The organism is Glutamicibacter sp. MOO4 (genome assembly GCF_056934395.1).
This window is the reverse complement of the sequence record NZ_CM167800.1, coordinates 847943-868603: the sequence shown is the minus strand read 5'-3', so window position 1 is coordinate 868603 and position 20661 is coordinate 847943. Positions and strand designations below refer to the sequence as shown.

Annotated in this window: 14 protein-coding genes; 3 read left to right on the top strand and 11 right to left on the bottom strand. The window is 59.2% G+C overall.

The window, feature by feature from the left end:
• Position 1 precedes the first annotated feature (1 nt).
• Complete coding sequence (locus tag AC1Z3F_RS03990; RefSeq protein ID WP_483566599.1) at positions 2 to 301, top strand: hypothetical protein; 300 nt, start codon at positions 2 to 4, stop codon at positions 299 to 301.
• 338 nt (positions 302 to 639) lie between these two features.
• Here the strand turns inward: AC1Z3F_RS03990 and AC1Z3F_RS03985 are convergent, their stop codons facing one another.
• From AC1Z3F_RS03985 to rfbB, 5 genes are all read right to left on the bottom strand, one after another.
• A complete protein-coding gene (locus tag AC1Z3F_RS03985) occupies positions 640 to 2169 on the bottom strand; it encodes a sugar transferase (RefSeq protein WP_483566598.1) in 1530 nt (509 codons plus the stop codon).
• A gap of 566 nt (positions 2170 to 2735) precedes the next feature.
• The gene (locus tag AC1Z3F_RS03980) at positions 2736 to 5423 is read right to left on the bottom strand and encodes a helix-turn-helix transcriptional regulator (RefSeq protein WP_483566597.1); all 2688 of its coding nucleotides are present in this window, start codon (positions 5421 to 5423) and stop codon (positions 2736 to 2738) included.
• Positions 5420 to 7849, bottom strand: coding sequence for a helix-turn-helix transcriptional regulator (locus AC1Z3F_RS03975; RefSeq protein WP_483566934.1), 2430 nt, complete (start codon positions 7847 to 7849; stop codon positions 5420 to 5422). Before AC1Z3F_RS03975 ends, AC1Z3F_RS03980 begins: the two co-directional genes overlap by 4 nt.
• 542 nt (positions 7850 to 8391) lie before the next feature.
• Entirely contained in the window at positions 8392 to 9813 is a 1422-nt protein-coding gene (locus tag AC1Z3F_RS03970) for a sugar nucleotide-binding protein (RefSeq protein ID WP_131087983.1), read from the bottom strand.
• Positions 9813 to 10829, bottom strand: coding sequence for a dTDP-glucose 4,6-dehydratase (rfbB, locus tag AC1Z3F_RS03965; RefSeq protein WP_483566596.1), 1017 nt, complete (start codon positions 10827 to 10829; stop codon positions 9813 to 9815). The genes AC1Z3F_RS03970 and rfbB overlap by 1 nt, the downstream gene beginning before the upstream one ends.
• 105 nt (positions 10830 to 10934) lie before the next feature.
• Between rfbB and rfbA the strand changes: the two genes are divergently transcribed.
• The gene (gene rfbA / locus AC1Z3F_RS03960) at positions 10935 to 11852 is read left to right on the top strand and encodes a glucose-1-phosphate thymidylyltransferase RfbA (protein WP_105658087.1); all 918 of its coding nucleotides are present in this window, start codon (positions 10935 to 10937) and stop codon (positions 11850 to 11852) included.
• Positions 11853 to 11908: 56 nt separating this feature from the next.
• Here rfbA and AC1Z3F_RS03955 read toward each other — a convergent pair whose 3' ends face one another.
• A complete protein-coding gene (locus tag AC1Z3F_RS03955) occupies positions 11909 to 12613 on the bottom strand; it encodes a class I SAM-dependent methyltransferase (RefSeq protein ID WP_483566595.1) in 705 nt (234 codons plus the stop codon).
• Between the two features lie 164 nt (positions 12614 to 12777).
• Here AC1Z3F_RS03955 and AC1Z3F_RS03950 point away from each other — a divergent pair, with 164 nt between their 5' ends.
• Positions 12778 to 13434, top strand: a complete 657-nt coding sequence (locus AC1Z3F_RS03950) for a sunset domain-containing protein (RefSeq protein WP_105661116.1) — start codon at positions 12778 to 12780, stop codon at positions 13432 to 13434.
• Between the two features lie 136 nt (positions 13435 to 13570).
• Here AC1Z3F_RS03950 and AC1Z3F_RS03945 read toward each other — a convergent pair whose 3' ends face one another.
• The 5 genes from AC1Z3F_RS03945 to ilvD form a co-directional block, all read right to left on the bottom strand.
• Positions 13571 to 14836, bottom strand: coding sequence for a hypothetical protein (locus AC1Z3F_RS03945; protein ID WP_483566594.1), 1266 nt, complete (start codon positions 14834 to 14836; stop codon positions 13571 to 13573).
• A gap of 273 nt (positions 14837 to 15109) precedes the next feature.
• A complete protein-coding gene (gene ilvC, locus AC1Z3F_RS03940; RefSeq protein WP_483566593.1) occupies positions 15110 to 16141 on the bottom strand; it encodes a ketol-acid reductoisomerase in 1032 nt (343 codons plus the stop codon).
• 102 nt (positions 16142 to 16243) lie between these two features.
• Entirely contained in the window at positions 16244 to 16762 is a 519-nt protein-coding gene (gene ilvN, locus AC1Z3F_RS03935) for an acetolactate synthase small subunit (protein ID WP_131087975.1), read from the bottom strand.
• A gap of 3 nt (positions 16763 to 16765) precedes the next feature.
• Positions 16766 to 18649 carry an acetolactate synthase large subunit gene (locus AC1Z3F_RS03930; RefSeq protein ID WP_483566592.1) on the bottom strand — a complete coding sequence of 628 codons (1884 nt, stop codon included), beginning with the start codon at positions 18647 to 18649 and terminating at the stop codon, positions 16766 to 16768.
• 288 nt (positions 18650 to 18937) lie between these two features.
• On the bottom strand, positions 18938 to 20650 hold the full coding sequence (gene ilvD / locus AC1Z3F_RS03925; protein ID WP_483566591.1) for a dihydroxy-acid dehydratase: 1713 nt from the start codon (positions 20648 to 20650) through the stop codon (positions 18938 to 18940).
• Positions 20651 to 20661 lie beyond the last annotated feature (11 nt).

Sequence of the window (20661 nt, the reverse complement as noted above, 5' to 3'; positions counted from 1 at the left end):
TTTGGTAGCTTCCAGCTGCGGCGCACTGTCTTCCGGTGCCTTCGTCGGATTGGCCTGCGGCTTCCCAGTTGGCGGTGCATACGGTGATGGTGCTTGTGCTTGCGGCGCCGCGTTGTCCAGCTCGCTCGCCTGGGGCGCAGCTGAAGTGCACGCTGCAAGCAAGAAGATCGATGAGCAGAGCATCCCCAGCGCTGCCAGAATTCTTATCCGTCCGGCGGGTTTCGTGGCAAAGGAGTCGGCGGCAGCTGGGGGGCAAGTCGTGTTTTCGCGCGACTGGCATGCCGCCGACTCCGCCTCATGAGCCCACCCGGAAGTCGTACGCGGGATTTCTCCCGCGCGGGAAATCGGATGGACTGGTTGATGCGCATCCGGCGGTGTCCCGCCAGAGCAATTCTTTTTGATAGCCCGAGTGCTTCCAGGCTCATGTGCTCGCAACGAACGCATTTTCTGATCCCCCACAGAATTCGTACTGCTTTGTTTTCGAACATTGGTTGCGCTAGGCACCCGATGAAAGGTAGCGCATGCTTGCGGATCCTGGCTGCAAATTGATGCGGCCCGATATCTACTTGTCCCAGTGGTCCTGCCACGGCGTGCCCGCAGTCAACGCCGCGGGCACGATGCAAGTTCTCAGCCTGGCTCCTAGTAGGCACCGTCGGGCTTGACCATGACCTGGAAGGTACGCCAGATCAAACGCAAATCGCTGAGCACGGTCCAGTTCTCTGCGTAGTACAGATCCAGCCGCACGCTTTCCTTCCACTCCAAATTCGACCGTCCGGAGACCTGCCAAAGTCCGGTCACCCCCGGCTTCAGCAGCAACCTGCGGCGGGCGTAGCCATCATAGGTTTCCACTTCGGCGAACAGCGCCGGACGGGGTCCGACCACAGACATGTCCCCGCGCAGGACATTGAGGAACTGCGGCAGCTCATCCAATGAATGCTTGCGCAGCCAGTTGCCGCATCGGGTGACCCTCGGGTCGTCTTTCAATTTGAACAGCGGCCCGGCCCCTTCATTCAGCTTCTGCAACGCGGCCAATTGTGCTTCGGCATCCTGGACCATGGTGCGGAATTTGAACATCTTGAAGGAACGGCCATCCTGGCCGGCCCGTTCCTGGAGGAAGAAGATCTTCCCCGGGCCATCACTCCTGATCAGCAAGGCGATCACCAGGAAAACCGGTGACAAGGCCAGCAGGGCGAGCAGCGAGAAGACGATGTCGAAGCCGCGCTTGCAGAAGTATCGCACTCCGTTGAACTTTGCCAGTTCCACATGCAGCAGCGGCATCCCATCCACGGGGCTGGTCCGCACGCGGCGGCTGGCAATCCCGATGATCGAGGAGGCCACGATGAGCCTGGTCCCAGTGCCCTCAAGCCGCCAGCCCAGTTGCTGCAAGGCTTCATTGCCACCGGGCAATGGTCCGGCCACGAGCACCGAATCAGCATGCAACCGCTGGATTTCCTGCTCGATGGCACCGGTGTCGTAGCCCAGAGGAAGGGTCGGATCGGCCTTGCGGATATCGCGTTCGGCTTCCGGATCCGCCGCGCCGTCCATCAGCGCGCCAACTACCCGGTAGGCGGGCCCGGATTTCTTGGAAATCTGGCGGACGGCGGATGGAACGTCGGTGGGCTGGCCGTAGATCAGCACATTGCTCAAGGCGAAGCCGCTTCGGCTACGCCAGCTCAGCCACTGGCGACAGGTCCACCTGCTCAGCAGCAGTGCGGGCAGTCCCAGAGGCAAGGATAGGACCAGGAAAATTTTCAGGCTGTCCTGGCCGGTGAGCACGATAAGTACCCCCATGAAGCCCGACAACGCCAGCCCCGAATAGACCATGATCTTGTATTCCTGCATCCCCACGGCAACGCTTCCCAGCCGGTGGGCCTTGAAGGATAGCAAGCTGGCCATCCAGGCGAAGGTGAGCAGCAACCCGGCCAGCGCGTAGTAGCGCGTGCTGCCTGCAATGAACTGCGGCATCTGCAAGCCCTGGACTTGCACGATTGCCGGCAAGGAGCTCACCAGGGAAATGACCAGCAGATCAGTGCCGTATAGCCGACGCAGATAGGCGCGGCCCTGGGCACTGGCGGTACCGGTTTCCGGATTTGTCCTTGGACGTGCGAACGTCAAGGTGCCGAGCGAAGATACACGATCCTCGCGCAGCTTGCTGCTAATTTGCGACATGGCTTGTTCCCACCCTGGCTAGCGATTCAACGCTGCAAGGGTGGTCGCTGGTCGGCAACACAAAGTCAAGCATCTGTATTCCCCCAAGAAATAAGCGAGTTCCCCAAAACACATGGCAATCGAGCTGTCCCACCAGCCCGGTTGCCGTACTGTGTCTGAGCTTAGGATGCGAAGGCACCCGATGCACGAGTGGAGGAACACTCAAAAGATTGCCTGCCGTACCCGCAAATACTCACATGGCACTTGGTTCCTACTCGATCACTACGTGGAAAGGACCGGCAGTGCATAGAAAAACCCTGCACCGGCGCAGAGGGGTTGCCGGTACAGGGTCTTTTCGGAAAGGAGCCGGCGGTCGCGCTGGGGGTAATCCTTGCGGATTCGCAAGCCACCGGCTCCGTCTCTGGGATGAGCTTCGCCGCAAAACACCAAGCGCGCGCCAGACCGACGGGCACTCGTTCGCAAAAGATCGCTTGCGTAATTCGCCAGCTCCCGCAAATCACATTACTCACCTGTGCTGGGCCGGGCACGGGTGGTACCTACCCCAAGTTTGCGCAAACCGGCACGTGCTACCTGCCGGTTGTACCCGCTTCAAGCCCTGCGTGATCCAATTCCGCGCGCTCGGTAATCCCCAACTTCGAAAATACCCGGTAGAGATGCCCCTCCACCGTGCGCTGCGAGACCGTCAAGGTCCGGGCAATCTGCGCGTTATTCAATCCCTGCCGGGCCAAGCCGACGATTTCCGCTTCCCGGGCGGTCAATTCGGTCAGGGCCAGGACACGGGCGATGTACTTTCCCGGGTCCATCCCCTGTTGGTCGATCAGTTGGGCGGCCCGGCGCAGCAAGGCGCCGCAGCGCCGCTGATCCCCGGACTGGGCGTAGCGTTCGGCCGCCCGGGCCCAGGCCTCGATCACCACCAGGTATTCTTTCTTGGCCAGGGCGTCCTGGGCCAGCTGTTCCAGAGGCTCGCCAAGCTCTGAGCCTCGCAAGTCCATCAGGCGCGCCAACAACGCCGCTCGCGATCCCTGCTGCCCCGCCGCCAAGGCGCGCAGTCTTTCACCCAGTTGGGAGTCGGCCAGCTCCTGGTCCCCCAGCTGCCGTGTCATGCTGAAAACGAATTCGCGTTCCACCAGCGGGAAGCACTCCAGCGACTCACCCGGATACGGATAACCCAGTCCCGCAGCGAAGGCCCGTGCAAGTATCCGCTGCTTCGACGACTCCTCGCCCAGCTGTCCGTTCAGCGAAATCGTCCCGCTGGAACTGGAGGACCCGGGCCCGACCACCAGGGATTCAGGCACCGGAAAGCCCAACCGGGCCAGCAGCAGCCGGTACAGTTTATTGGCCAAGGCCAGCAGTTGAGTGATGTCCGCAATCTGCAGCTCCGTCACGGCCTCGGCCATTTTGGCCATGGCGAGCTGGACTCTGCCTTGCAGCAGGTGGCTGACGCCATCGAGCAGCGAGATGGCCCCCTGGTAGTACTGGATGGAACGGAGCCGGGCATGGCGATAGGAGTCGATGAATGCCGCGGCGCGCTCGTATTGTCCCAAGAACAGCAGGTTCCAGCCGATGCGGAAGAACACCCGGACCTCGTACATGGCCTGCGGGACCGGGTACTCCTTGAGGTCCTGCAAAGCCGGTTCCATCAGATCCAGGGCCTGCTGGCACCGGCCGGCGGAAGTGTGCAGGTCGCTGAGCATGATCATGCCGATGAAGCGCACCTGCGCGGGCAGCAGCCGGTCTTCCAGGAATTCTTGCAGCTCGGAAACGCTGGGCAGCGGACCGCGGGCGGTATTGACCCTGAGCCAGAAATCCAGGACTCTGGCCCCCGCACTATGCAGGGCCAAGAAGCTGGATACCTCTTCTGCGTCCGCGTGCCCCCGGGCACGATGCTTCCAATCGTCCAGGATCCGCTCCAATTCGGCGCCATCAGTTCCGATATTCGTGGTGACCTCCAGCAGGTAGGCGTAGGCCTGCCCCAGCAGCGCCAGATCCGTCAGCTGATCGATCAGGCGCAGCAGCAGCGCGCGTGCGGCATGGTGCCGCCCCATGCTCAGCAGCATCCGCGCTTCGAGCAGCGCTCCCTGCCCATGATGCCGGGCGAGCTTACCCAAGACGCATAGGCGCAGGGCCAACCCGAAATTCAGTTCCCGAGCGGCCTGCTCGGCCAAATCCAGGACCAGCTTCGTGGGCACCTGCTTACCGGTTTCCAAGGACCACAGCACCTCGCGGGCATTTGGCTCTTTTCCCAGCGAGACCGCCGCGGTAACCCACAGGTCATGCAACTGTGCGATGTCCTGCTCGGTGGCCAAGGCGCGGACGCTCCGCTGCATGAGCTTGGACTTCAAGGCCATCGCCGGGCCTTGCCGCATCAGCTCGCCGATTTTCAGCAGCCGCCGGTAGGGCAATCCGCACTGCTCAAGCACTTCTGGAGGCTGCGGTCCGGCCAAAGCCAGCAACAACAGCGACTGCTGCTCCTGAACGGACAGGGACCGGGTGATTTCCCGGCCCAGCGTCAACATTGGCGTATCGATTTCCGGAAGTGCGCGGGCCACGATCCATACCGGCTCGTGGAGCCCGGGGCCCTGCGGCAGCCTGTCATCGTGGAAAAGCGTGCCTTGTTCCAGGCAGGATGCAGCATAGGCTTCAATGAAGCTGGGGTTACCGCCGGTGACCACATCGATCAGGCTCACCGTGCCCTCGGCGAGCTTGCGCCCGATCACTCCTTCGGCCACCGCGCGCACCCCTTTGCGGTCCAGGCGTTGCAGGGCCATGGTGGTGAAGGATCCCAGCTCGGCCAGTGCGCCCAGCGGGCTATCCGCTTCTAGCGACCCGCTGCCCAGGGCCAGCACCTTCACGTCGGCGTTTTCCACCAGCAGAGAGAGGATGAAGCAGGACTGCGGGTCCAGGAACTGCGCGTCTTCGACCACAACGATATGCGGTTCAACCTGCCCGCGGCTGGAAAGCAGGCTCCGATTCAGCTCGCGCAGCACGCTCACCGGCTCGTCGATGCTCTCCAGGGCCCCCAGATATGGCGACAAGGCACCATGGGCAATAGTGCTCAAGGACGGCGTGCAATACAGCGTCATGACCGGCTCGCCCATGCCCGGGGAAGCCAGCACTGCCTCCACGAGGCTGGTCTTGCCCACGCCCTGCTCGCCCAGCAGCAAGACGCCGGCAGGACCTGGCCCTTGCAGGATCTGCAGCAGCTGGTTGTATTCAGTTGTCCTGGTCTTGGCAATCAGTTGATGCTGTTTCATCGCAGCCCTGCGGTACGGCGGCTGGTGCGGTCAAGCGCAGTGAGCTCCTGGCGATTTCGGACCTGGAGCTTGGAATATACCTGGTAAAGATGCCCCTCCACGGTGCGAATCGAGACGCCATTGAATTTGGCAATTTCCGAATTCGTTTTGCCAGTTATGGCCATCTTGGCGATCTGGGCCTCACGCTTGGTCAGCTCGCACATCCAGCCCGGCTGCTGTTCGATGGCTTCAAACTGCAGCTCGTCGTGCTGCTGGATCTGCGGAGCCGAGGCCCGCTTGCGGCCGTTGACTGTCCGGGAAAGCTTGCGCTGGTCCCTGGTTTCCATTGATGCGACGAACTCGTTGTTCGATGGCACGGACATGAGCAAGTGCCCGGCCTCGACCATGCTGTCCAGAGCCGCTGCCAAGCGCGGCGAGTCCTTGGCCGACGCCGCGTCTGCGAGCGCCTCCAGGTTCTGTCCGACAAGGCCCTCGCAGCGTCTGGCGGCGCTGCGCAGCTGCGGCAGCACCAGCTGGTCTCCCAGCCGCGCGGCGAACCCCAAGGTCAGCGCTTCGAGCAGGGTGTGCTGGCCGCCGCGGGCACGCTGGGCGAAGGTTGCCAGCCGCAGCCTTGCAACCTGCGGCGAGCCGAGTTCGGCCAACGCAAGGCAGGAGAAGACTTCTGCCGCCCAGGAGTAGAAGCTCAGCGGCATCTGCATCGCTCCGGGGGTCCCGTATTCAGGGCATACCAGTGCGGCTGCCTCCACCCGCCTCCCGGAGCAAGCCAGCGCATAGGCAATGACCGACCCAATTAGTGCTTCGGTTCCCCGGTCTCCGGCCACTTGCATCTGGTGCAGGTTCGGTTCCAGCAGGCGCAAGGCAGCGTCGTACTCATTGCCCAGTCCCAGCAGGATCCCCCGCATGATGTCCCCGTAGGAAATGAGCAAGGGACTGATGTACTGTCCTTCGGCCAGGCGCTGGGCGCGGGCTGATGCCGCGTTCCAGACTCCGGAGAGCAATTCGGCCTGGAGCAGCTGGAACTCTATGTCTGCTGCGTCCTCGGAATGGAAATTCGAGATCGTCGGGCCGTTGAAGCGGATATTGCGCAGTTCCCCGTCCACGTAACGGACCAGCTTCATGGCATCGGCCTGTCGCGACTGCGCCGCCCAGCTGGCAGCTTGCAACGACAGGGACCGCAGGTGCAATGACTCGCTCATCCAGTCTGACGAAGACAGCAGTGACTCGTTGCTGCCGGCGATGCTCGTTTCTTTGGTCATCTCGGTGCTGAATAAGGTCGCGAACGTGCTGAGCAGTTCCAGTTCCTGGAATGCGATATCCAGGGATTCGCGCGGGCCGGATTCCCTGATGGCCTGGGCCAGTCCCGCCCTGGCCAGGTCGATTGCTTCGAGTCCGTGGGACAACTGGCCGAGCATGGCCAGCGCGCGCACGTGCATTTCCACGATGCCCACCCGGGTGCGCGGGTCAGTTGGCCAGCGTTCGGCGTGATAGCCCTGCTGCTGGAAGTCTTCAGCCACCCTGAGCTGCGATTCGTAGTCGCCAAGGTCGTTCAGGGATTTCAGTTGCGCAAGGATCCGGGCAGCCAATGGGTCCTTGTGCAACTTGGCCAGCATTTCCGCACCGTGAGGGTGAGCCTGATTGCTGGATTCGGCGCGCACGAGCAGGGACAGCAGCGGATTGGATATGCCTACCTTGTAGGCGGCGCCGGGCAGGTACTTGGCCTGGCCACGGTTCAGCAAGCCGTCAAGCTCGCAGGTCAGGCCCGAATGCCGGATGCGGTTGAGTTCCACCGGCCCGCCCAGTGCCAGGGCCCCGAGCAGTTCGCGTTCACCGTCATCGAGCCCATGGGTCAGCGAAACGTGCAGGGCCTGCATCGCAGGCCCGGAATCGAGCGCGTTTATCCGCAAGGCCCAGGTACCGTTGTGCTGCAGCAGATGGCCGTCTTCGCGCCAGCTGTGCATCAACTTGAGCATCAGCGAGCGGTTGCCCCCGGCCAAGTAGCACAGGGTTGCCGAGGCGTAGGCGGAGACCCGCCCTTCCAATTCCTGCTGGACGAAAGCGTGCGTTTCCATGCTGCCCATGCGCTCGACGCGCTGGTGCGCCAGCCGGCCCGAACGATACAAGGCGAACAGGTCCACAGGAAGATCCTGCACGTGTTCGCAGATCACGAAAAGCTTGATCTTGCCCATCGTGGCCAGCTGGGCGAGCAAGGAGCTGGATTGCTCGTCGATCAATTCAGGCCGCCCGAGCACCACCATTGACGGGCGCTGGTCGGTGCACAGCACCCGGCCCAGCTGGTGGATCAGCTCATGACGGCTCGAAGCTCCGGCCACGTCGACTTGGGCAAGCAGGAATGAAAGCACACCGAAAGGCACTTTCGTGCCGAAGTTGCTTCCGTTCAGCCGGATCAGCTTCGGCGGCTCGGCCATCTGGCCCAAGTCGGTTTCCAGCTGCGCCCTTCGACCGCTACCCACTGGTCCGGAGACCACAGCTCCGGCGCAATGCGGGTCGTTCAGGACTCTGCCCAAAATGCCTTGCGAAATCCGCGAGAGTTTCGAAGTTGTCTTACTATCTCCCCGCTGCGCTTGAGCATTGCGAGTGCCCGCCAGCGAGAGAATTCGTGAATATTCCATTATTCAAACCGCCCCAATCGGTTCGTTCCCCCGAATTAACCGCTTATCCGCGATAGAATCCGCCTGGACTCTTCCTCGTATTTCCCCATCCTATGACTTAAAGGCAGCGAGATCACTGGCTTCGGCAGGATAAATGAAGCTCAGTCACTTTTTCTTCTTTTCCCAGTGAATGCACGGCACTTCGCCATCACTCGGCAACAACGAATTCGTCCCCGCAAATTCTGAAATTGACTTGGAACAACTCTCACCGTGCGCAGGATGGTCGAACCTGACTGAGGGTTTCTTTCCGTTCACCTGCCCTCCACTTGGACCACACCCGATTTTTACCTACCCGGTTTTTATGACGTCACACGATTCTGGCCAAGGAACTGGTCCAGCAAGTCGGATAACGGCTTCGGCGCGAAGCCGGTCGCTTGCAATTTTGCGGTGTCCAGCGTGCTGTTTACCGGCCGGGGTGCCAGATGGGGCCGGTCCAAGGCATACTCCCGGGTGGAAACCGGCTGCACGGCATCCGGGTCATGGCCGCACAAGGCGAAGACCTCGCGGGCAACCTGGTACCAGCTGGCGGGTTCGCCGCCGCCCTGCAGGTGATAGATCCCCGGGGCGCTGCCGGTATCCAGCAAGTGCATGATGCCGCGGGCCAACTCGCTGGCGAAGGTCAGTCGTCCAACTTGGTCATCGACCACCCTGGGCGCGATTCCCTGCTCGGCCAGTCGGCGCATGGTGGACACGAAATTGTTGCCCTGCCCGATAACCCAGCTGGTGCGCACCACATAGTTGCCGGTGTGAGCCAGCACAGCCTGCTCGCCAGCGGCCTTGCTTTGGCCGTAGACTCCGAGCGGCGCGATCGGATGCAGCTCATCGACCTCGCGTTGCGCGCCATCGAACACATAGTCGGTGGAAACATGCACCAGCGGCACCCCCAGCTCACCGCATCGTGCCGCCAGCTGGCGCACGGCCACGGCATTGACTTGCCACGCTTCGGCACTGCCCGCAGGGGTTTGGGCCCGGTCCACTGAGGTCATCGCCGCCGCGTTGACCACGTGGCTGCAATTGGCAAGGTCCAGCGATGCCGCGAAGCCCGGGGACTGCAAGTCGGTCTGGGCGCGGGTATACAAAGCGATCCGTTCATCTGACTTCGCCAGTTGAGCGAAGGCACGTCCGAGCTGACCGTTCCCGCCGAGCACCGCAATTTTCTTGGGCTGCACTGGTTTCGCCTGCGCCAGCGGTGGGTGCTCCTTGTCCGCCTGTGAAACTATGGCCTCATCCAAGCTGATGGGCCAGGGGATGTCCAAATCCGGGTCGGCCAGATTGACGTAGCTGTATTCCAACCGGGCTGCCTCTGTCCAGTGCTCGGTGACCAGGTAGGAGTACACGGTGTTCGAGGCCAAGGTCTGGAAGGCATTGGCCACCCCGCGTGGCACGAAGACCGCTTGGCCTTCGCCCATCTTCGCGGTGAACAGGCTGCCGAAACCGTGCCCGGGACGCAGATCCACCCAGACGCCGAAGATCTCTCCAGACAGCACCGAAATGTATTTGTCCCATGGCTCGGCGTGCAATCCGCGAGTGGTCCCGCGCGGGCCATTGAAGGAGACATTGTTCTGCACCGGGCGGAAGTCCGGCAAACCCGCAGCCACCATTTTCTCCCGCTGCCAGTTCTCCTTGAACCAGCCGCGCTCATCGCGGTGCACCGGTAGGCTGACCACCTCGAGTCCTTGAATCGGGCTGCCCTCCACCCGTAGCTGCGCCGCGCCGCCCATCAGCTGGCAACCTTGAACGCATCGGCTTGCTGCGCGTAGCGCTGCTCGGTCTGTGCCTTGGCCGGCTCCCACCAGGAGCGGTGCTGACGGTACCAGCCAATGGCTTGCTCCAGGCCCTGCACCAGGTCGGTGTACCGCGGCTGCCAGCCAAGCTCGGTGCGCAGCACCGTGGAATCAATGGCATAGCGCAGGTCATGGCCGGCCCGGTCGGCCACCGCATCGAAGTCATCGGCTTTCCTGCCCATCAGCTCCAGAATCAGTGCGAGCACTTCGCGGTTGCTCTTCTCTCCGTCCGCACCAATCAAATAGGTGCGCCCGGCCTGGCCCGCTTCCAGAATGAGCTGCACCGCCGAGGAGTGGTCGCTGGCATGGATCCAATCGCGCACATTTGCCCCATTGCCGTAGAGCTTGGGCCGCAATCCCCCAAGGACATTAGTGATCTGCCGCGGGATGAACTTCTCCACATGCTGGTACGGCCCGTAGTTGTTCGAGCAGTTGGACAGCGTCGCCTCGATCCCGAAGGAACGGACCCAGGCCTTGACCAGCAGGTCGCTGGAGGCTTTGGTAGCCGAATACGGGCTGGACGGCTTGTAGGGCGTGGTTTCGGTGAAGCGCTGCGGATCATCGAGTTCCAGGTCCCCATAGACCTCGTCGGTGGAGATATGGTGCAGGCGCACGTCGTGGTTGCGCACAGCTTCCAGGAGTTCAAATGTTCCCAAGACATTTGAATTCACGAAGCTGCGCGGGTCGTGCAAGGAATTATCGTTGTGCGTCTCGGCCGCGAAGTGGACCACAGCATCATGCTGCGGCACCAGTTCGTTGACCAACACGTAGTCGCAGATGTCGCCAACAACAAGGTTGACGCGTTTGCTGTCCAAGCCTTCCAGCGACTGCCGGTTGGCGGCGTAGGTCATCTTATCCAATACGGTGATTTCACTGTCGGAATGCGCAATCATATGGTGCACGAAATTTGCCCCAATGAATCCTGCTCCCCCAGTTACAAGGATTCTTTTCATCTCACCAATGTAGCCAGTGGGCACCGCGGCCAAGCAACTTCCTAGCAATTCTCGAGTATGACTACTCTGACAAGATCGCTGCCCGCTTCATTAGGCTCGATAGCCATGAGGGGAATAATTCTAGCGGGGGGAACCGGGTCTCGTTTGCACCCGATCACGCGAGGCATCTCAAAGCAATTGGTGCCTGTCTTCGACAAGCCGATGATCTACTATCCGCTGACCACGCTGATGCTCGCTGGAATCAGGGACATCCTGGTCATCACGACGCCGCAGGATGAGGGGCAGTTCAAGTCCTTGCTCGGCGATGGCTCGCAGTTCGGCATCAATCTGTCCTATGCCGTGCAAGCCCGGCCTGAAGGCCTGGCCCAAGCGTTCATACTTGGCGCCGAGCACATCGGAGGGGAATCCGTGGCGCTGGTGCTGGGTGACAACATCTTCCATGGACCGGGGTTCGGCACCCAGTTGGGAAGCTACGCCGACCAGACCGGCGCGACGATCTTCGGCTACTGGGTCAAGGATCCCAGGTCCTACGGCGTCGTCGAGTTCGATAGCTCCGGAAGGGCCGTATCGCTGGAAGAGAAGCCGCTGGACCCGAAAAGCCACTACGCTGTTCCGGGATTGTACTTCTACGACAATTCCGTGGTTGGCAAAGCCCGGACATTGCAGCCTTCGGCCCGTGGAGAGCTTGAGATCACCGACATCAACCGCTTGTACCTCGAAGAGGGCAACCTCAACGTCACGGTGCTGGCCCGCGGAACTGCGTGGCTTGATACCGGAACCTTCGATTCGCTCAACGACGCCTCCAACTTCGTGCGCACTGTCGAAGCGCGGCAGGGTTTGAAGATCGGTTCTCCCGAGGAAGTTGCATGGCGCCAGGGGTTCATCTGCGATGACCAGTTGCGCACTTTGGGCCGAGAGTTGGGCAAGAGCGGGTATGGCGATTACTTGCTTCAGCTGGCAGAAAACAGTTTCGTCGATCCCCATCATTCAACGCGTCCTGCCGCTATGCCGGCTATCAGCTGACATTCGAGGGCTTCGCGGCTTCCGGACGCCGTTGGCACCTGGAAGCAGCGCGCTGGCTAGCGCGTCGAGCGCAGCGAGAAGAACAGGAAGCTCAAGAACGCGTCGCGTTCACGCAAGGCTTCTGGAATCACGCCTTCGGGCGCATCCTTGGCATACGGCGGCTCCCAAACACGCTCCACCGCGAACCCTGCGGAGATCAGTGCCTTCATGGTTTCATGCAAAGGCCGATGCCAATAGGTCAGTTCGGCAGGCTTCCCCTTGAAAGTCACTTCGTCGGTGTACTGGGTGAGCTGGAAGTAGTCCTTGCCTCGGTGGTTGAACGGGAAGAGAATCGGATGGTTCACCGACATGATGAGCCGGCCGCCGGGCTTGAGGACCCGGCGGACTTCCTCCAGTGCGTAGTCCCAGTCCGGCAAATAGTGGAACACCAAGGAAGCAATGGCATCGTCAAAACTGTTGTCGGCATACGGGAGCTTCTCCCCCAATGTCGCCACTTTCAGGTCGGCATCTTCGCCCAGCCGCTGGCGTGCCAGGTCCACCATTGCCCGGCTGGTGTCGAAGCCCGAGACGCTCGCTCCACGGCTCATGAGCTGTTCCGACAGCGGACCGGCGCCGCAGCCGATATCCAGGATGTTCCGGCCGGCAACCTCTCCTGCCAGTTCCAAGGTGGCCGGCCGCTCATAGTAGGCGTTCAGCATGCTGAATTCGTTCTCGTCAGCGTAGTCCTGGGCGAAATCGTCGTAGTTGCTTTCCTGTGGCATGGGCGCCCTCCTTTGCATGGTTTTGCCCGAGCCTAGCAAAGGCTTCAACTAATCATTGGGAAAACACTCGACTGCTCGGGTAACGCTTTGACGGCAATAGCCGCAATCGATCACAATCGCGTCAAGCCATAGTTTCTATTCCCAGTCCAGATTAGAATCAGCACATGGGACCGATCAGTGCCCATGCTCGCTCGACTTTCCATGGGGAGAAATTGAATAAATTAGTTCAGCGTTCACTCGCTGTCATCGCTTCGGGAGCACTTGTATTCTCCGGTGTCTCCGCGGCCTCGGCCGCTCCGTTGCCCACCAGCATTTCATCTGCCAGCATCGTTGCTGCGAAGAAAAAGGCTCCTGCGGTAACGATCAAGAAAATTGGCACGAAGACTGTCAAGGGTTCAGCCAAGGCAACCATCAAGCCTAGCTATTCCAAGGCAAAGAACGTGAAGATCAAGTCGGCGTTGCTGAAGGTGGTCAAGGGCAAGAAGACCGTCGCCAGCAAGAAGAAGTCCGTCAAGCTCGCAGCGGGCACCTACAAGGTCACCACCACGGTCAAGTACCAGCTCAAGGGCAAGACCTCCACCATTCAGAAGACGCAGACCTTGCTGGTGAAGAAGGCGGCCGCCAAGCGTTCCGTGAAGATGAGCGGCAAGGCAAAGAACTGCCCTGCAGGCTACCCGGTGAAGGGCAACCGCACCGGCAGCCAGAAGGAGTGGAAGTACCACGTCAAGGGACAGCGCTTCTACAACATCACGAAGCCAGAAGAATGCTTCAAGACTGCAGCTGATGCGCGCAAGGCCGGCTACCGGGCTTCGAAGCTCTAAGCCTGCCTGGCTGGTATCCGACCCAGCAGACTAAAAAATCGACCTCGGTTACTTCCCATATCGGAAGTAACCGAGGTCGATTTATTTGAAATGCAATGGAGCCAAGTGCGAGGGAAGAATCTAGCTCCGCCAGCTCCTACTTCTCAATGGCTTCTGGAGAATCCTTCGCGGACTCCCCACTGCGGCTTTTCTTGATATTCTCGGCAAATGAAGTTGCTACGTCCTCGGCTTTGTCCAAGGCACGGTTCTTCGTCTCGTCCCCAAACTGCTTGATTGCGCTCAAGCCATCAGCGCCTGCATCAGTCACCTTGTCCCGAACCTCGGAGACAGCCTTGAGCCACTTCTTTGACTCCAGTGCCCCGTAGGCGCTCTCGATTCCCAATCGGCTTTGGAATTCCACTAGATCATTCGAGACGGCATTCGTCGCCTTCACGACTTCGCTCGATGACTTCGGATGCAGCAGCACCTTTGAATTCGCCAGTCCGGCGACGACAGCGATTCGCTCAAGAAGCTGCTCGGTCACCTTCGTAATGTGTGCGATTCTGCGTTCGCGCGCGATCTGCAGCGCGATTCGATGATTCTCCAGTTCGTCAGGAGACCCGTTGAGCACACGGTCCAGTTCCAGAACAGACATGCCGTCTTCGAGTTGGAAGCAACGTGCCAATACTGCCAACCACTGGGTGGCCTTTGATTCGATCTCGCGGGTGATCTTGGCCAGTTCACCCATCTTCGTTTTGTTTTCCAGCTTTTCAGCTAATCCTGCCAAGGCCCGCAGCGCATAGGACTGGGTCGTTGCGATGGTCTTGGCATTCGAATTAACCTTTGACCATGTCGTCTCGCCGATATGCCCCACTTGGTCGCGCACGACCATGGCATCATCGATGAGCATTCCAACACCATCAAGATCCGCTAGGACCGCGTCATTCTGCGCACGGAGGATATCGTCAATTTTCTCGTCGATCACCTTCAAGTAATCGGTGATCTCATCCATGCTCTGCTGCATCGCGTATTGGGCTATAATTCCACCCACGCCTGCCAGAACAGCCGGGTTTGAAAGCATCGCCGTTGGGCTGGTGACGATTTCAAGCAAATTGCTGATCTTGCCATCTTTCATGACGACTGCACGCGCCAGGCCGTTCTCCGATCCAGCCATCAGGTTCTTGGCATTGAAGATCCGTGCTGAGTCTTCCGAGAGCTTGATCCAGCGTCCGGACGTCTGCGCAATCCCGCTACCGGCTTGCATCGCGGTTGCACTGTGGCCAGCTGCTTTGCTTACGCGTTCCAAGGGCAGTTCCTTGGAAATCAAGCCGACGGATTCCACGAATTTGTCAACGGCGCTGCGTTCGCCAAGGACTGCCACGCCATTTCCATCAGAAACGATCTCAATATCTTCGCTAGCCACTTTTGCTCCTTGAACTATCAGCTATTGAACAGCGGCGGCGGCATTGTTCGTTCTGCTCTCGCCCGGAACAATTCTTACACTAAAAGATTGAATACTAAAGTTCCTTCAGGCCGCGGCACTTCAGCACACAGCAGGAGTGCAGCTCCCTTTTCGATGCGCTCATCGCAGAATGGACGCAACATGCATTTAAACGAAAACCGCTGGCTCTAAACGATATTCCTATCGTTCAGAGCCAGCTGCTTTCAGATAATAAAGCTAGTTCTCAGCTCGCAATTAGCGGGCTACGGAACCATCTACGTAGTCATCCGAGGATGCGTCCGAGATCCAGGAGAACAGCGAGCGCAGTTCGCGGCCGGTGGTCTCGATTGGGTGGGCCTCACCCTTGGCACGCAGTTCCTTGAATTCAGGAGCGCCGGCCTTCTGGTCTTCCATGAAGCGCTTTGCAAAAGCACCGGACTGGATATCGCCCAGTACAGCCTTCATATTTTCCTTCACCTCTGGGGTGATAACGCGTGGACCGGAGACGTAGTCGCCGTACTCAGCGGTATCAGAGATGGACCAACGCTGCTTGGCGATGCCACCTTCCCACATCAGGTCGACGATCAACTTCAGCTCGTGCAGAACCTCGAAGTAAGCGATCTCTGGCTTGTAGCCAGCTTCGGTCAGAACTTCGAAGCCGTACTGAACCAGCTGCGAGGTACCACCACAAAGAACAGCCTGCTCACCGAACAGGTCGGTTTCGGTCTCTTCGGTGAAGGTGGTTTCGATAACACCAGCGCGGGTGCCACCGATGCCTGCTGCGTAAGCTAGTGCCAGTTCCTTGGCGCCACCGGTGAAGTTCTGCTCCACGGCGATCAGGTCAGGGATACCACGGCCAGCTTCGAATTCGCGGCGTACGGTGTGACCCGGAGCCTTCGGTGCAACCAGGGCAACGTCAACGTTGGCTGGTGGCTGGATGAAGCCAAAGCGGATGTTGAAGCCGTGGCCGAAGAACAGTGCATTGCCTTCTTCAAGGTGCTCTGCGATGGACTCGGAGTACACCTGAGCCTGAACCTGGTCTGGGGTCAGGATCATGATGACGTCGGCCCAAGCAGCTGCTTCAGCTACGTTGGAGACCTTCAGGCCTTCAGCTTCAGCCTTGGCGCGGGACTTGGAGCCCTCAGCCAGACCAACAACAACCTCAACACCCGAATCGCGCAGGCTCAGTGCGTGTGCGTGACCCTGGGAACCGTAACCAATGATGGCTACTTTCTTGCCCTGGATGATCGAGAGGTCTGCGTCGTCTTCGTAATACAGATCAGCCACTGTAGTTCTCCTTATTTGTGCTCTGGCGTTTAGCTCAATCTCTAAGCTAGGTGCCAAGTATCTAAAATTTGTAGTTCGTGTCCGTTGATGTCTTCGCCAGTCTTAGGCGGAGAGGGACTTTAGTGCGCGGTCGCTCATTGATTTGGCGCCACGTCCCACCGCGAGGGTGCCGGACTGGACAATCTCTCGAATGCCAAAAGGCTCAAGGATCGCCAAGAGCGCTTCAATCTTTGCCGCGTTGCCGGTAGCTTCCACTACCAGCGAGTCGGTGGACACATCGATCACCGAGGCACGGAAGAGTTCCGCAGCCTGGGTCACCTGCAGGCGGGTTGCCGCGTCGGCACGCACCTTGACCATGATGTGGTCGCGCTGCACCGAGGTTTCCGGCAGCAGTTCGACAATCTTGATGACGTTGATCAGCTTGTTCAGCTGCTTGGTCACCTGTTCTAGGGAATCGCCCTCGGCGTCAACCACTACGGTCATGCGGCTAATGCCGTCAATTTCCGTGGGGCCTACAGCCAATGAGTGAATGTTGAAGGCACGGCGGGCGAAGAGGCTAGCTACTCGGGTGAGTACACCAGGTACGTCTTCTACCAGTACCGAAAGCGTGTGCTTTGCCATGTTCTAGTCCTCCTCTTCCCATTCAGGGGTCATGCCCTTAGCAATCTGAATCTGGTCGTTGCTGACTCCCGAAGGAACCATTGGCCACACCATCGAATCAGCCGAGACAACAAAATCGATCACCACTGGGCGGTCATTGATTTCCAAAGCCTGCTTGATGGTGGCGTCAATGTCTTCATCACGTTCACAACGCAGTCCCACACAACCGTAGGCATCTGCCAACTTCACAAAGTCGGGAATGCGTGCGGTGCCGTGACCGGTGTTCAGATCGGTGTTGGAGTAACGGCCGTCGTAGAACAGGGTCTGCCACTGACGAACCATACCCAGTGAAGAGTTGTTGATGATGGCTACCTTGATGGGGATCTTGTTGATCACGCAGGTGGCCAACTCTTGGTTGGTCATCTGGAAACAACCGTCGCCATCAATAGCCCAGACCACACGCTCAGGCTGGGCCACCTTGGCACCCATCGCTGCAGGTACCGAGAAGCCCATGGTGCCAAGACCGGCCGAGTTCAGCCAGGAGCGAGGACGCTCATACTTAACAAACTGGGCAGCCCACATCTGGTGCTGGCCTACGCCGGCTACATAAACGCCTTCAGGACCGGTGAGTTCACCGATACGCTGGATCACGTTCTGTGGCGCGGAGAGTCCATCCTGGGTTTGTGTGTAACCGATTGGATAGGTTTCACGCAGACGGTTCAGCAGTCCCCACCAACCGGTCAGATCGGCCTGAGGCTCGTTTTCAAAGCGGGTAGCGCAGGCTTCTTGCAGCTGCGGGATGATCTCATCCAGCGAGCCCACAATTGGCACATCTGCTACACGATTCTTGGAGATTTCCGCTGGGTCGATATCGGCGTGGATCACCTTCGCGTTAGGAGCGAAGGATGAAAGCACACCGGTGACACGGTCGTCAAAGCGAGCACCCAGGGTGATCAGCAAGTCTGACTGCTGCAGTGCAGTCACCGCGGATACTGCACCGTGCATGCCAGGCATGCCCACGTGCTGTACATGGGAGTCAGGGAACGCACCGCGTGCGGTCAGGGTGGTGACCACTGGCGCATTGATGAATTCCGCAAATTCCTTCAGCTCTTCGTGAGCGTTGGCCTTGATGACGCCGCCGCCTACGTAGAGCACCGGACGAGTTGCGCCGGCGATCAGCTTGGCTGCTTCGCGTAGCTGCTTGTTGTGACCACGAGTCACCACACGGTATCCAGGCAATTCCACCTTTGGTGGCCACGAGAAGGTCATATCCGCCTGTTGGGCATCCTTGGTGATATCTACCAGCACCGGACCGGGACGACCGGTCTGAGCTAGGTAGAAGGCACTGGCCAAGGTCTTGGGAATGTCTTCTGCTTTGGTGACCAAAAAAGCGTGCTTGGTGATCGGCATCGTGATGCCGACAATGTCTGCTTCCTGGAATGCGTCAGAGCCGATAAAGGCACTGTGCACCTGACCTGTGATTGCCACCATTGGAACCGAATCCATATTGGCATCGGCCAGTGCGGTGACGAGGTTGGTTGCGCCGGGGCCGGAGGTGGCGATACAAACGCCTACCTCGCCGCTAGCCATGGCGAAACCCTGTGCGGCATGGCCGGCACCCTGTTCGTGGCGGACCAAGACGTGGTTGATCTTGGTCGAATCCATCAGTGGATCATAGGTGGGAAGGATGGCCCCACCTGGCAATCCGAAGACGTCTTTGACGCCTAGTTCTTCCAGCGAGCGGACGATGGCTTGTGAGCCCGTCATCTGTGTGGGAGCAACGATAGTATTCGGACCCTGTACCGGGTTCGAAGCTTCCACAACGGAAGAGACAGCGGCGGCGGCATCCTTGGTTCGATTGATTGAATTCGCAACCGACGCCGGATTGGCGGGTGTTGAGTTGCTCATCGGGATCCTTTCCATTTCTATCTCTTCGTTTGCGCATAAAAAACGCCCCGCGGCCGTCGCTACTGACGAAAGGGGGCTTGCGCGTTACCGATGTTCTGTCCGCTTAGTGCGACAGCGTCTCAGGCTCCGCGCCTGATAACTAGTAGAACATCGAAGTTTGTTTGCATGCCTCTAGTTTTCTCTACCCGAGGGTAAAGAGCAAATAGACGCCCCGTTCATCTCAGTATATGAGATGAATGTCCATGGTGTGGACGCTTCGTCTCACCCACACCATGAATTTTCTGCTGCTTAGCCACAATACGCGCCTGTCGAAGCAGAATTGACTAGCTTTGCGTACTTGGCCAGCACACCCGTGGTGAACTTCGCTGGCAAGGGCTTCCACCCAATCTTGCGAGCTTCCAATTCTTCGGGATCAACCAAGAGGTCAAAACTCCGTGCCGAAATATCCACACGGATCTTATCTCCGTCGTTCACAAAGGCAATGGGCCCACCATCAACGGCTTCAGGTGCCACGTGTCCAATACACAATCCGGTGGTTCCACCGGAGAAGCGTCCATCGGTAAGTAGCAAGACATCTTTACCTAGACCGGCGCCCTTGATGGCTCCGGTAATGGCCAACATCTCTCGCATACCCGGTCCGCCCTTGGGTCCTTCATAACGAATGACCACCACATCTCCGGCGTGAATCTTTCCTGCATCCAAGGCTTCGAGTGCACCTTGTTCACGTTCAAAGACGCGAGCTGTACCTTCAAAGACATCAGCATCAAAGCCGGCGGACTTCACCACTGCACCTTCGGGAGCCAACGAACCATGCAGCACGGTCACCCCACCGGTCTTGTGGATCGGGTTGTCCATGGCACGAAGGATCTTGCCGTCAGGATCTGGTGGAGCGATGTGCGCGAGGTTTTCAGCAACCGTCTTGCCGGTGACCGTCAGGCAGTCTCCGTGAATCAGTCCTGCATCTAGCAACGCCTTCATCACTACGGGGACACCGCCAATGCGGTCCAAGTCATTCATCACGTAACGGCCAAATGGTTTCAGGTCCGCTAGGTGCGGGACCTTATCTCCAATGCGGTTGAAGTCGCTCAGTGACAGTTCAACTTCGGCTTCCTTAGCAATGGCCAATAGGTGCAACACTGCATTGGTTGATCCGCCGAAGGCCATCATGACGGCAATAGCGTTTTCAAATGCTTCTTTGGTCATAATGTCGCGGGCGCGAATTCCCTTGCGCAACATTTCAATCACGGCTTCACCGGAGCGGTGCGCAAACATGTCGCGGCGTCGATCGGCTGACGGTGGAGCGGCGGAACCCGGAAGGCTCATACCCAGGGCCTCACCGATTGATGCCATGGTGTTGGCCGTGTACATTCCACCGCAGGCGCCTTCACCTGGACAGATGGCACGTTCAATAGAATCTAAATCTTTTTCGCTCATACGCCCGGCCGCGCAAGCACCTACAGCTTCAAAGGCGTCAATCAAGGTGACGTCTTTTTCGGTACCGTCTTCTAGCTTGACCCAGCCCGGCATGATGGAACCGGCATAGAGGAACACTGATGAGAGGTTCAGTCGGGCAGCTGCCATGAGCATTCCCGGCAGCGACTTGTCACAGCCGGCCAGCAGCACTGAGCCGTCAAGCCGTTCGGCCATCATCACTGTTTCTACCGAGTCGGCAATGACCTCTCGTGAAACCAGTGAGAAGTGCATTCCTTCATGGCCCATAGAAATGCCATCAGATACGGAGATGGTTCCGAACTGCATGGGGAAACCGCCGCCTGCGTGAACGCCTTCTTTGGCGCCTTGGGCTAGACGATTAAGCGAAAGGTTACATGGAGTGATTTCGTTCCATGAACTGGCAATACCAATTTGAGGTTTTGCGAAGTCATCATCGCCCATGCCGACGGCACGCAACATACCGCGCGCCGGAGCGGCGTGGATACCATCGGTGACCACACGGGAACGTGGTTTGATATCTGGCGTAGCATCCTGGCTCATAAATTTCATTCTAGTCGTCA

Bases quoted from the DNA above. Each gene is read 5' to 3' on its own strand.
- AC1Z3F_RS03955 (WP_483566595.1), bottom strand. From the start codon at position 12,613: ATGCCACAGGAAAGCAACTACGACGATTTCGCCCAGGACTACGCTGAC.
- ilvN (WP_131087975.1), bottom strand. From the start codon at position 16,762: ATGGCAAAGCACACGCTTTCGGTACTGGTAGAAGACGTACCTGGTGTA.
- ilvD (WP_483566591.1), bottom strand. From the start codon at position 20,650: ATGAAATTTATGAGCCAGGATGCTACGCCAGATATCAAACCACGTTCC.
- AC1Z3F_RS03980 (WP_483566597.1), bottom strand. From the start codon at position 5,423: ATGAAACAGCATCAACTGATTGCCAAGACCAGGACAACTGAATACAAC.
- rfbB (WP_483566596.1), bottom strand. From the start codon at position 10,829: ATGAAAAGAATCCTTGTAACTGGGGGAGCAGGATTCATTGGGGCAAAT.
- AC1Z3F_RS03985 (WP_483566598.1), bottom strand. From the start codon at position 2,169: ATGTCGCAAATTAGCAGCAAGCTGCGCGAGGATCGTGTATCTTCGCTC.
- AC1Z3F_RS03950 (WP_105661116.1), top strand. From the start codon at position 12,778: ATGGGACCGATCAGTGCCCATGCTCGCTCGACTTTCCATGGGGAGAAA.
- AC1Z3F_RS03975 (WP_483566934.1), bottom strand. From the start codon at position 7,849: ATGGCCGAGCCGCCGAAGCTGATCCGGCTGAACGGAAGCAACTTCGGC.
- AC1Z3F_RS03930 (WP_483566592.1), bottom strand. From the start codon at position 18,649: ATGAGCAACTCAACACCCGCCAATCCGGCGTCGGTTGCGAATTCAATC.
- rfbA (WP_105658087.1), top strand. From the start codon at position 10,935: ATGAGGGGAATAATTCTAGCGGGGGGAACCGGGTCTCGTTTGCACCCG.
- AC1Z3F_RS03970 (WP_131087983.1), bottom strand. From the start codon at position 9,813: ATGGGCGGCGCGGCGCAGCTACGGGTGGAGGGCAGCCCGATTCAAGGA.